General features: G+C 63.2%; 13 protein-coding genes. 7 read left to right on the plus strand and 6 right to left on the minus strand.

The features are described from left to right. Nucleotides 1–5 precede the first annotated feature (5 nt). Genes NKG59_RS06670 through NKG59_RS06690 form a run of 5 tightly spaced genes read right to left on the minus strand, consistent with a single transcriptional unit; the run spans nt 6 to nt 4,618 of the window. Nucleotides 6–1,136, minus strand: coding sequence for an FAD-dependent oxidoreductase (locus NKG59_RS06670; RefSeq protein ID WP_253535988.1), 1,131 nt, complete (start codon nt 1,134–1,136; stop codon nt 6–8). Beyond that, nucleotides 1,133–1,501, minus strand: coding sequence for a Rieske (2Fe-2S) protein (locus NKG59_RS06675; protein ID WP_045205012.1), 369 nt, complete (start codon nt 1,499–1,501; stop codon nt 1,133–1,135). Before NKG59_RS06675 ends, NKG59_RS06670 begins: the two co-directional genes overlap by 4 nt. A 17-nt stretch (nt 1,502–1,518) precedes the next feature. Further along, on the minus strand, nt 1,519–2,475 hold the full coding sequence (locus tag NKG59_RS06680) for a VOC family protein (protein WP_045205011.1): 957 nt from the start codon (nt 2,473–2,475) through the stop codon (nt 1,519–1,521). A gap of 28 nt (nt 2,476–2,503) precedes the next feature. Next, the gene (locus tag NKG59_RS06685; RefSeq protein WP_045205010.1) at nt 2,504–3,664 is read right to left on the minus strand and encodes an alpha/beta hydrolase family protein; all 1,161 of its coding nucleotides are present in this window, start codon (nt 3,662–3,664) and stop codon (nt 2,504–2,506) included. A gap of 21 nt (nt 3,665–3,685) precedes the next feature. Next, nucleotides 3,686–4,618, minus strand: a complete 933-nt coding sequence (locus tag NKG59_RS06690) for a SphA family protein (RefSeq protein WP_045205009.1) — start codon at nt 4,616–4,618, stop codon at nt 3,686–3,688. Between the two features lie 305 nt (nt 4,619–4,923). Here NKG59_RS06690 and NKG59_RS06695 point away from each other — a divergent pair, with 305 nt between their 5' ends. The 6 genes from NKG59_RS06695 to NKG59_RS06720 all read left to right on the plus strand — a co-directional run bounded on the left by NKG59_RS06695 (nt 4,924) and on the right by NKG59_RS06720 (nt 11,274). Beyond that, complete coding sequence (locus tag NKG59_RS06695) at nt 4,924–5,880, plus strand: LysR family transcriptional regulator (protein WP_045205008.1); 957 nt, start codon at nt 4,924–4,926, stop codon at nt 5,878–5,880. Beyond that, a complete protein-coding gene (locus NKG59_RS06700; protein WP_253535989.1) occupies nt 5,877–6,830 on the plus strand; it encodes a LysR family transcriptional regulator in 954 nt (317 codons plus the stop codon). Before NKG59_RS06695 ends, NKG59_RS06700 begins: the two co-directional genes overlap by 4 nt. A 115-nt stretch (nt 6,831–6,945) precedes the next feature. Further along, a complete protein-coding gene (locus NKG59_RS06705; RefSeq protein WP_045205007.1) occupies nt 6,946–7,956 on the plus strand; it encodes an ornithine cyclodeaminase family protein in 1,011 nt (336 codons plus the stop codon). Nucleotides 7,957–7,988: 32 nt separating this feature from the next. Beyond that, nucleotides 7,989–9,008, plus strand: coding sequence for a dihydrodipicolinate synthase family protein (locus NKG59_RS06710; RefSeq protein ID WP_045205006.1), 1,020 nt, complete (start codon nt 7,989–7,991; stop codon nt 9,006–9,008). A gap of 12 nt (nt 9,009–9,020) precedes the next feature. After that, nucleotides 9,021–10,490, plus strand: a complete 1,470-nt coding sequence (locus NKG59_RS06715) for an NAD-dependent succinate-semialdehyde dehydrogenase (protein WP_045205005.1) — start codon at nt 9,021–9,023, stop codon at nt 10,488–10,490. Between the two features lie 40 nt (nt 10,491–10,530). Then, nucleotides 10,531–11,274 carry an EthD domain-containing protein gene (locus tag NKG59_RS06720; protein WP_253535991.1) on the plus strand — a complete coding sequence of 248 codons (744 nt, stop codon included), beginning with the start codon at nt 10,531–10,533 and terminating at the stop codon, nt 11,272–11,274. Between the two features lie 53 nt (nt 11,275–11,327). Here the strand turns inward: NKG59_RS06720 and NKG59_RS06725 are convergent, their stop codons facing one another. Beyond that, complete coding sequence (locus tag NKG59_RS06725; RefSeq protein WP_253535993.1) at nt 11,328–11,633, minus strand: hypothetical protein; 306 nt, start codon at nt 11,631–11,633, stop codon at nt 11,328–11,330. On the opposite strand from NKG59_RS06725, the gene NKG59_RS06730 reads away from it, so the two are divergent. Further along, on the plus strand, nt 11,632–11,904 hold the full coding sequence (locus tag NKG59_RS06730) for a DUF1145 domain-containing protein (protein WP_253535995.1): 273 nt from the start codon (nt 11,632–11,634) through the stop codon (nt 11,902–11,904). The two genes, NKG59_RS06725 and NKG59_RS06730, sit on opposite strands and share 2 nt — an antisense overlap. Nucleotides 11,905–11,995: the final 91 nt, after the last annotated feature.

An 11,995-nucleotide genomic window follows, 5' to 3' on the forward strand; every position in this document is an offset into this window, starting at 1 on the left:
CCGTGTCAGATGGCCTGTGCCAAGCTCATGAGCGTGTCGCGCATGATGCGGGCGTGCTCGGCCTTGTCACCGCCGGCAATCTCGATCTCGCCCAGGCGGCCGGAGTTTTCCACCACCATGCGGCAACGGTCCCAGCGGCGACCTTGGAAGGCTTGCAGTGCGGCATCGAGCGTGGCAGCGCGCTCCAATTCCTCTGCTAGCACGATGGCGTCTTCCAGGCCGATACCGGCACCGGCCGCCATGTGCGGTGTGGTGGCGTGGACCGTATCTCCGATCAGCACGATGCGGCCGCTGAACCACGGGCGCGGCATCAATAGGCTTTCCAGTGGGCGATAGTTGATGAGCGACTGTGCGGAGATCTGCGCGCGGATGGTTTGCATCAACGGCGCGCTGAACGGTGCGAGCAGATCCGACAGCATCTGCGGCCAACGTTGCGGGTCGATGTACTCGTTCGCCTCACGGTCTTCGGTCACGAACAGGTACATCTCGTCTTGCGATACGGGGTTGACGCCTGTCTTGACCTTCTGCCCGAGCCACATCGTCGCGCACGTAATGTCTGCGGGGCGAGGAACCACGGCACGCCAGACACCCTGGCCGGTGTACTGCGGCGTGGGTGCATTGGGAAACGCTGCCTCGCGCACCTTCGAGTACAACCCATCGGCGCCGATCACGAGGTCGTAGCGACCTTGCGTGCCATCGGTAAAGGCAACGTCCACCCCGTCGGCGCGTTGCTCAATCGCCGTGAATGTGCAGCCCAGGCGCACCTTCACGCCCGCAGCGACTGTCGCCTTGGCCAGGATGTCAGCCAGCGCCGGGCGCATGATTGCGCCGCCGCCCGGCACATCTGGTCCGGCCACACGCGGCGTGGGTAGCTGCCCCAGCGCCTGGCCGCTCGATGTGAAAAGATTGACGCCATCGCCACAATAGCCGCGCTCTCGGAATGCATCGAGTACGCCAATAGTTTTCAAGGCGCGCAGCGTTGGGCCACCGATGCTGATGCCGGCGCCATAGGCCCGCCATTTCGCGTCAATCTCGACCATGTCGATCTGCATGCCGAGCTTGGCGCATTGGATGGCTGCGGCCATGCCGGAAAAGCCGCCGCCAATCACGAGGATCTTCTGCACTGGGGATGTCATTGTGGTGTCTCCTTGTTGTCTGGCATCAAGAACACGGTGCCGTTTTCGGCCACCTCGATCTTGATGGGCTCCAGCGCTTGTCCCAGGCAGGGGCCAAGAACGCAAACGCCGGAGCCGATATCGAATTGCGCGCCATGCGCATGGCAGACGATGCGGGTGCCGTCGCCATTGAGGTAGGCATCTTTGCGCCATGCCATCGGCGTTCCGCCCTGATGTGGGCAGGCATCACGGTAGGCATGAAGTGCCTCGCCTCGCCGCACCACGAAGACCGTGTCCTGGCCGATACCGCGCGGGTCAAATCCACGCGAATGGCCATCGATCAACTCATGCAACTGGCATAGCGGTACGCGGTTGGATGTCGACATGGCTGAGTTCAGATCCCTCAGGATGCGGCGTGCGCCGCATCGGTTGCCGGCGGACCGCCCGGTGCCCAGTTCTCGCGATGCTGGAACAGGAACAGTTGCGAGGTGTCCGCCCCCATGGGTGCTTCGCGTGCGATCCAGTCGGTATCGTGCAAGTCCATGTCGGCGTCGTATTCCACATGGCAGCCGAGCGGGCTATTGAAGTACCAGAACCAGTTGGAGCCGAAGCGATGGCGCCCCGGGCCCCAGAACGATTGATAGCCCTTCTCGACCAGTCGCGCCCCGGCCTGCATCACCTCGGTCGGGCCGCCCAGATGGAACGTGAAATGTTCACAGCCCTTCATGAATGGCGGCGTCTCGATCATGAAAAGCGTGTGGTGGTCGAGCGTGCCGGCAGGGCGCAAGAAAGGCCCCACGCCGACAAAGCGATCGGTGCAGACAAAGCCCAGGCGCTTGACGTAGAACGCCTCCGCCTTCGCGGCATCCGGCACGAAGTAGACAACGTGCGAGAGCGTGCGGGCCTGCACCACGGCATCGCCGTCCACGCCTACAACGTTCGCCGGCCGCTGCGCAGGTGCGCCCGGTGCGTTGACACGCTCCGCCGGTAACTCCAGCGGGCGGCGAACCGTCACCTGAAACGCCAGTGCAAAGCCCGCATCGTCCACAGCGTGGATGGAGCCATCCGCATGGCGTTCGACGGGGCGGTCTTTCTGCAGCTCTGCGGCAATCGCCTCCAGCGTCTGCTGGTCGGCCACGCCGTAGATGGTCTGGCGTAGGAAGCTCGCGGTGCCGAGCGAGGGCGGCAAGGTCGCATCGTCCTTGTGCGCAATGCGGATGAACGTGCCGTCCAGCGCCTCGAAGCGGCCTCCGGCGGCGGTCACGCCAACCGGCTTCAGGCCGTAGTCGGTCAGATATTGCGCGCACGCGGCAACGTCGTCGACGCCAAACAGCAGTGCATCGGGTCCGATGATGTTCATGGAAGTCCTATCGGTCATGGGTTGATGATCAGGGGGCCGTCCGGCCGCCCAGTGTTTCTGCGACCCAGTCGGCGATGTAGGCACCAGCGTTGGCCGAGTTATCGAAACTGCTGTGCTGCACGCCGCCTTCGCGGTCGGTAAAGATCTTCAGCTCGCGCTTGGGGCTGTTGACGAGTTGCTCATACGTGCGGTGGGCCCAGTGCACGGGAATTTGCGAGTCCTTCTCGCCATGGGTGACGAGAAACGGAACACGAATGCGGTCAAGCACGCCATCCAGATGCACGTTTTCGGCAATGCGCATGAAGGTGTCCATGTCGGGCGCGCCCCACACCCAGCGCACGTGTTCCCAGTAGTGCGGCACGGGAAAGCTTCCCTCGCGCGCCAGGCGCTTTTTCTGCACGTCGCGCCAGTCATGGTTGGCGCCCCACACCACGCCGCATGCAAAGCGCGGCTCGAAAGCCACCGCGCGCGGACAGTAGTAGCCGCCGAGTGAAACGCCTTCCAGGCCGATGCGTTTCGGGTCGATGTCATCGCGCGTTTCCAGCCAGTCGACGATCTTGCTGGCCCACACTTCGGTGTTGTAGACCGCATGCATGTCGTGCAGGCGCAAGGCCTCGCCCGTACCAGGCTGATCAACCACGAGCGACGACACCCCACGCCGCGCCAGCCACTGCGGCAGCCCGACGCGGTACTTCATCTCCTTGGTCGAGTCCAGCCCGTTGATCTGCACGAGAATCGGGGCCCGCCCGGTCACGCCCTCCGCACGGACATAGAGCGCAGAGAGATGCGCATCGCCATACGGGATCTCCACGCGTTCGCAGTTTTCGCCCGTCGCGGCAATGCCCTTGGCAAACACCTCCAGAAAGCGCTTGTACAGCTCAAGACGGCCTTCCGCGCCGTGCGCTTGCAAGCGCTCGCCGGTGAGGTAGTACGTGGCGGCACGGTTGTACTTGTCGCCGGCGGACAGCGTGCGCCCTCGCGCTTCGTCCTCCGCGGCCAGCTCGCACAGCTTGTCGGCCATGCGCGACCACGTTTCGCGAAACGCGCGCGTACCGGCGGCATCAGGCTGCTTGGCGGCCTCCTGCAATGGAGCGCACATCGCCTCAATTTCGCCGATGCGAGCCCCCATTTCGATGGCAAGATCGACGGACAGATTCCAGACGTAGTTCGTAGGGAAATAGCGGAACATCCCGATTCCTTTAATGCGTTTTCAGATGCCGTTGCCCGGGCCAGGCGGCTTCGCCCACAGCGGGATGGCGATGTTCAGCCACACTGCGCTGCTCTTGGATGTGTTGGCTGCATACACCCCTTGCTGATAGTTGATGTTGATATTGAAGGCGCCCGCGTCGTACGCAATGGATGGCCCCAGTGCCAAGCTGCGGGCACGGTTGTTGGCGACGGTCGCGCCATTGAGCTTGTCGTCGGTGAACTGGTTCAGATAGCCGCCCACTACGCCGACTTTCCATTTGCCGAAGTTCCACCCCGCCGTGAAATCCGCCACATAGGCCGAACCCGAGCGGTATCCGGTGTCGCCGTTTTCCCGGTTGATGAGCAAGCGGTTGGTCATGCCAACGTCAATGCCGTTGGGCACGTTGTAACGAAACGAGAAGACCGGCTGCCATGACGTGTAGCCCACTGCCACGCTTGGGCGGTCCTGGTTGTATGCACCGTTGGCGAGCGCGATATCAAAGCCCGTGACGATGGCGAGGTTGCGCGTGACCGACCACTTCAAGATGGCAGGCGATACCGTGATATTCGACAAGCCGTTATGGCGTTGGCTCTGCCCGACAATGTCCGTATGCAGCGAGACCACCGGCACAACCAGTTGGGAATACAGACCCGCACCCAGCACGGTGACCGGATACGCCGCCAGCAAGCGCGTCGTCATCGACGGCGCAGAGATACTGAACGGAATCGGCAGTTTGTTGCCGCTGTTGTCGTATAACCCGTTGGAGTGGCTGTAACTGAATTGCTCCAGCACGAACAACCCAGGGATCGGCGGCATGGCTGCGATGCTGGTGCCCGCAGCACCGGCTGGATACGGCGAAACGCCCCCTTCAAATGCATTCGCGGTGTTCGACGCCAGCGCGGCCAGCGTCATGCAGCCTGCGGCAGTGCACGCCGCGGCTAGTCGTTTGCTCATGTTGTCTCCTCACTTTTCGACACCTCGTGTCGGGTGTCTGTCTTGTCGTTGAATGCGCGCAACCAAGCCGCTGCTGCCGTCTATTTGGGGCGCACATCATCCTGGGTTGTGCACCGCAATTCGCGTGTGTGCCAGGACGGGTTTAGATTAAGATGCCCTCGCGAATGGCTCAAATTGATTGTTTCCATCCGCTGTATTGGCGCCCTGAATACTTTCAGGGGAAACCCTAGCGCGAGACCACAAGACCACGCTGCGGGGGTTGCCCCAATCGCTTCGGGAGAAGACCTTCAACGGAGACGGCGCCCATGCGCTTTAACAAGCTCAACCTAAATCTGCTCGTCGCCCTCGACGCTCTCCTGACCGAACAGAACATCAGCCGCGCCGCAGAGAAGGTCCATCTGAGCCAGGCCGCAATGAGCAATGCGCTGGCGCGGCTGCGCGAGTACTTTGACGACGAGCTGCTGGTCCAAGTCGGCCGCAAGATGGAACTGACGGCACGGGCAGAAGGCCTGAAAGACCCCGTGCGCGACATCCTTGTGCGGATCGATGCCACCGTCGCCGCACAACCGGCCTTCCTGCCACGCCAATCGGATCGGATCTTCCGCCTCCTGGTCTCGGACTACACGACGATGACCCTGATGCCGCATCTGCTGCGGCTCGCATACCACCAGGCACCGGGCGTCCGCTTTGAACTGCGCCCGCAGGTCGCATACCCCGAGCGTGCGCTGGAGCGCGGTGAAGTCGACCTGCTTATCATCCCCAAGGACTACTGCCCGGCCGAGCACCCAGCCGAGGTCGTGTTTGAGGAAACCTTTTGTTGCGTGCTGTGGGACCAAAGCCCGCTGGCCAGGGGCGAACTGACCGCCGAGCGCTACATGGGCGCCGGCCACATCGTCGTGCAGCCGGGGGACGAACACTCCGCGCTGGAGCAATGGTTCATGCACAAGCTGGGCATCGTCCGACGGATAGAGACCACCACATTCAGCTTTGTGGCACCCGCGCACCTGTTGATCGGCACCGACCGGATTGCCACCATGCACAAGCGGCTCGCCGCGCAGGCCGTCCGCAGCCTGCCCATCACGATTCGCCCGGTGCCGGTGCCCATTCCTCGCATGGAGCAATCCATGCAGTGGCACAAGCACCGCAGCGCCGATCTTGGCCTGCGCTGGCTGCGTGCGCTTATCAAGGAAGCGGCGGCGGCCATGGACGCTGCCGCGCCTGGTGCATCGCCGCCGGTATCACCGTCCGCACCGCAGCCATGAAGCCGACACCCTCGCCAAAGCCCGGCAAGGTGGTCATGCCGGACATGCTCAGCACGCTACCGATCATCGACCCACGCTGGCTGCTGTTTGTACGCGTTGCCGCATCAGGAAGCCTGAGCAAGGCCGCCGCGATGCTCGATATGCCGCAGTCCATGGTCAGCCGCAACATTGCACAGCTTGAGCAGCAGTGTGGGCAGCGCCTGTTTCGCAGAACCGGTCGCGGTGTCGTGCTCACAGAGTTTGGTGAGCAGACACTGCCGCGTGTCGCCCGTCTTGTGGATGAGGCCGACGCTCTTGCCGATGACATTCGCAATGCGCGCGGCCAACCCGTTGGGGAGGTGCTGGTCGGCTTGCTGCCTTCGGCGGTCGGGCAATTTGCAGCGCCGCTGTTCGCCGCCGTGCGCGAGCAGCTGCCCGGCGTGCGGCTACACCTGGTGGAAGGTGCCAGCGCGCAGCTTGAAGAGCAATTGCGGGACGGCCGGCTCGACATGGGCATTGTTCTGCGGGAAGACGAGGCGAGCATTGGTGACGCACACGTGCTTGCGCGCGTACCTCTGCATCTGGTTGGCCGACGTGGGGATGCCCTTGTCAGCAAGAGCGATGTCGCGCTGACCGCGCTGGCCGGTGTTCCTCTTGTCGTACCCAGTCGCCCTCATCTGTTGCGTGCGCGGCTGGATCGTCTGGCCACAGACCACGCCTTGCCACTGCAAGTGGCGGTAGAGGCCGACTCCGTCCGCCTGCAATACGAGATTGCCGCAGCCGGCGGCGGCTACGCTATCGCATCCGTGCAGCCCGGCATGCTGGATGCGCGGCTGGCGTCGTCGCAGATCGTCCAGCCTCTGCTTGAGCGCTTCGTGGTCTTGGCGGAATCCCCGCTCCGACCCCACACGCGGGCCACGCTGGAAGTGCGCCGCCTGATCCATCGCGTAGCGGAGTCTCACATCACCTGAGCGGCATCTTCCGCAGCTATCGATCTGGTGCATAGCTGCTTTCGCTGTCAGGCAGTACCTCGCGCAGGTGCGGCCTTCTATAGTCGGCTGGCCGTTGACTTCCACGCCCAGCGCCATGTCCGACCTGCAACCGAGCGAACTGCTCGCCCCCACGTTGTTCCTGAGCGATGCCGATGTCGCATCGCTTGCCGACTGGCCTTCGGCCGTCGCTGCCCTCGCCAAGGCCTACGCTAAACCCACGTCCGACGCCATGGTGCCGCCGCGCTCGATGGCACGTGGTGACGGCATCTGGCTGCGCAGCCTGACCGCCGTGTCGCCGGCCGGCGGCCACATGGGCTGCAAGCTGATCGCGGCATCCCCGCGTGCGCGCCGGGCAAGTTACCTGATCTCGTTGTTCGATCAGAAGACCATGGCCCTGAGTGCATTGGTCGATGGCAACAGGGTCACCGGCCTGCGTACGGCAGCGACCGTGGCGTTGGCGGTGGACCTGCTAGCACCCAATCGGCCGCTGCACGTGGCGATCATCGGCTCTGGCTTTGAAGCACGCAATGCACTCGATTGCCTGCGTGCGGTGCGCACACTGCAATCCGTGCGCGTATACAGCCCCACGCCTGCGAGCCGCGAGCGCTTTGCCGAATCGTTTCGCACTGCACTGGACATCGCCGCATCGGAGTCGCCTGAAGCGGCTGTGGAGGGTGCGGATATCGTCATCTGTGCCGCGCGCAGTCGGGACGAGTCACCCGTCCTGCGCGGCGCGTGGCTGTCGCCGGGCGCTACGGTGGTCTCGCTGGGTTCCACGCTGCCGGAACAGCGCGAAGTCGACGAGGAAACGATGGCGCGCGCCGCCTGCATCGTGGCCGACATGCCACAGGAAGTCGCCCACGATACTGGCGATGCCATCGCCGCCTCGCGTGCAGGCGTGCCCATCGCCAGCAAGCTGGTGCCGCTCTCGGCGCTCGCTGCGGGAGAGATCAAGCCCCGCCAGGCTGACAGCGACATCGTGCTCTACAAGTCTGTCGGGTCCGCGCTTCAGGACATCGTCATTGCCGAGATGCTCTTTGCACATGCCAAGGAGCAAGGGCGCGGCGTGCCCCTGCCGGCCAGCATTGTTCCGATCGCCAAATAAATCACCCCCACATTCCCAAGGAGACGCCAACGATGGCCACCTACAAGAAATCCGACGCCCGCGCCTGGGCGCGCGAACACCTGATCGGCTGCTCGGCCGTCACGATACCCAGCTACAGCGCCGACTTGAAGCGCCTGAACGAACACGGCATCCGCCACGACATTGAATTGGCAACCAAGCTTGGGTTCAGCTACACGTTGCTGTGCAGCGAAGTTGCCATCACGCCCGAAGAAAACGCCCAGTTCACAGCCTGGGCACGCGAGACCGCAGGCAACCGGCTTGGCCTCTTCTTCCATGCGGCGTTTGGCACGCTGGCCGAAAACATTGAGGCCGTAAAGCTGGCCGAGAAAGCTGGCGCCGACATCGTCCTGCTGTCTTACCCGCCCCAGTTCTGGCCAACGAGCGAGGAAGAAATCTACAACTACACGAAGACCTTCTGTGACGCGACCGACCTTGCGGTGATGCTGTTCCCGATCCCGCTGTGGGGCTTCGAGCGTGTACATCCGGCGGGCATGCCGGTCAGCCTGGTGCGCCGGCTGCTCGACGATTGCCCCAACATCGTTGCGATCAAATCCGAGCAAGGATTCCCGCTGCCGGCTGGCATCTGCGAGATGTACCACCACTTCCGCAACGAGGTCGTCATCAGTTGCCCGATCGAAGGCGATGCGATTCCGCTGATGAGTCTGATGGAGCTGCAGTTCTCCGGCACCAGCAACACCGCGTGGATGGGTGACTACTACCCGAAGGCGTTTGAACTGGCACGCACCGGCCGGTGGGAAGAGGCCATGGCGATGTACTGGAAGGTCAATCCGGCACGCAGCGCCAACGGCGCGGCCGCGCAAACCTACGCGGGCGGCACCGGCGTGCTCAACCGCACCATGTGGAAGTATCAGGACTGGCTCGCCGGCTTTAACGGTGGCCCCCTGCGCGCGCCAGCCATGCGCGTGCCGGATCGCCTGATGAAGATGCTGCGCCAAGGTCTGGTGGCGTCGGGCCTGCCCGTCACGTCGGACCCGGATGAAGCCTTCATGGTTGGCCGCTTCCCCTGCTGAAGGAGCACAACCATGAAGCACCTTCTGAAAGATCCCACGCTGTGGCGCGAAGCCGCTTTCATCGCCGGCGAATGGGTGGAAAGCACACCGCACGGTCGTTATGCGCTGCACAACCCGGCCGATCAATCGTTGCTCGTAGAACTGCCGCGCTGCCGCGAGGAGGAAGTACGCCGCGCCATCGATGCGGCGCATAGCGCCTTTACCACCTGGCGCCGTACCACCGCCAAGCATCGTGGTGAAGTTCTGCGCCGGTGGTACGAATTGACGTTGGCGCATCGTGAAGATCTCGCAACGCTCATCACGCTGGAAGAAGGCAAGCCGCTGGCTGAAGCCCGTGGCGAAATCGACTACGCCGCATCGTTCCTGCGCTGGTTTGCCGAAGAGGCAACGCGCGTGCGCGGTGATGTGATTCCAGGCGCCAAGGAAGCGCAGCGCGTTGTCGCGCTGCGCGAACCGATCGGCGTATGCGCAGCCATCACGCCGTGGAATTTTCCCGCCGCAATGATCACGCGCAAGGCGGGGCCGGCGCTTGCCGCCGGCTGCACGATGGTGCTCAAGCCCGCCAGCCAGACACCGATGACCGCGTTGGCACTTGCCGAACTGGCACAGCGTGCGGGTGTTCCGGCCGGTGCCTTCAGCGTAGTGACGGGCAACGACACGCGAGCGATCGGCGGTGAGCTGACGGCCAACCCGCTGATCCGCAAGCTCACCTTCACGGGCTCGACCGAAGTCGGTCGTGTCTTGCTGGCCCAAGCCGCACAGACAGTGAAGAAATGCTCGATGGAACTCGGCGGCAACGCACCATTCATTATCTTTGACGACGCCGATCTTGATGCCGCAGCCGATGGCGTAGTCGCAGCCAAGTTCCGCAACACGGGGCAGGCGTGTATCAGCGCAAATCGCGTGCTGGTGCAGTCCAGCATTTACGATGCGCTTGCCGAACGCGTGGCCGAACGCGTAGCCCGCCTGCGTACGGGTAACGGCCTGGAAGCAGACGTGCAGCTTGGCCCGCTGATCGACACGGCGGCCGTGCGAAAAGTTGAAGAGCACGTGGTCGATGCCCTAGACAAAGGCGCGCGGCTTCTGCACGGTGGCAACCGGCATGCGCTCGGTGGCAACTTCTTCGAGCCGACCGTGCTGGTTGACGTCACGCACGATATGCTGATTGCCCGCGAGGAGACCTTCGGCCCCGTGGCGCCTCTATTCCGCTTCGATACCGACGATGACGCCATCGCCATGGCCAACGACACCGAATACGGACTTGCCGCGTATTTGTACAGCCGCGACGCTGCCCGCATCTGGCGCAACGCTGCCCGCATCGAGTCGGGCATGGTCGGAATCAACACCGGCCTGATCTCGACCGAAGTCGCGCCATTCGGTGGTGTGAAGCAAAGCGGCCTGGGGCGCGAAGGTTCGCACCTCGGTATCGACGAGTTCCTGGAGGTCAAATATCTGTGCTGGGACGGCCTCGACGCCGCTTGAGCCTGATGGATAGCCCAACCTCAACTCACAAAGGACAACGATGATCAAGATGATCGCTGCGGTCTGCCGCCGCCCTGGTATGACGCATGCCGAATACGTGGCCTATGTACAGCACGTGCATGGCGCGATCTCGAATGAGAACCCCGTCACCCTGCGGCGCTATGTACAGAACCACGTCTTCGATGCGGCGTTCGGATCGACCGCCGAACCCGAGCATTCGATGACGGTTGCACGGGATTCGGTAACGGAACTGTATTGGGACAATGCGCAGGACATGTCCGCCACCTTTGCCCATGAGCACGTGCGTACAAACGTTGGACCTGATGCCGCCAACTTCGCAGACGCCAGCGTTTCGCTCAGTTTGGTGGCGGTGGAAGCGGAGCAGCCGGTTGTGACGCCGAAACGCGCATGTGGGGCCAAGGTTCTGCACTACCTGCGGGCAGCGGAAGGATTGTCACTACCCGAGTTCTTTGATCGATGGTCGCGGGCGCACGAGCTGGCCTTGGCCGCCGAGCCGCTTGCCGCAGCCGCATTGCGACGCTGCGTACATAACAGACAGGTTCCGGAATTCAATGCCATGCTGGCCTACTTCAGTGCCACGGATGTGCCCGCCTACGAAGGTGTTGCCAGTCTCTGGTTCGATGATGTGTCGTCCGTTGGCGCATTCCGCGCCTATGAACGCGCGCTGCTCGCGATCAACGCTAACGCCACCACCACGTTCTACCGTCCGGCCCAGTCCTTCTTCCTCTACGCGACGGAAGTACCAATTTACGAGCGCAGCTAGCATCAAGCGCCATGCTCTTGCATTGGCGTGTTAGACGCGTACAGCTACGGCGCTTACGACAGCTTAGAAAGCCTTGCTTCGCGATTCACCATCTCAATCGATAGGAGGGCCCTGCTGCCGAGGTTGTCGTCTGTGCGCGCGTGGTGCTGACGGAGCGACAACTCGGCACCGACAACGCGCCCACGCTGGCGGATCTGAGCGAGGCGCTGCCCCGCCAGGCCGTGGCCTGACAAATGCCCGGCTGCCGACACGGCCGGCTGGAGGACGGCGTCTATCCAGGTGTTTGAAGCGGCTGGCGTGATTGGGGTGCCCGGTATGCTGCATGGCAACTCAATCACCGACTCTTTGGAGACCTGCATGTTCACCGTCCTCAGCAAGCTCGTCCTGCTCGCCGTGTATGGCGTTGCGCTGGCCAGCTATGCCACGCCGCTGCCGCTGTCCGCCGATGCCATCGGCTGGTTGCGCGTCGCGGCCTTGGTGTTGCTGGCCGCGCATGCGTTGGAGGTGGTGTTTTGCTTCCGGAAGGTGTCGCTGCACAAGGGCCCGTTGCTCGACAGCGTGTTGCTGACGTTGCTGTTCGGCTTTCTGCACTGGAAGCCGATGGCAGACGCTGCACGGCAAGCTCGCTGATCGGCGCCAATCGGCCTGACTAGCCGCAACGGCAGCGCAGACCTACTCTAGTTGCAGTCGTCTCCTGATTGACTCGATTGGACTTATTTGC

Origin of the sequence: Ralstonia chuxiongensis, assembly GCF_024158925.1 — a bacterium.
Lineage (GTDB): Bacteria > Pseudomonadota > Gammaproteobacteria > Burkholderiales > Burkholderiaceae > Ralstonia > Ralstonia chuxiongensis.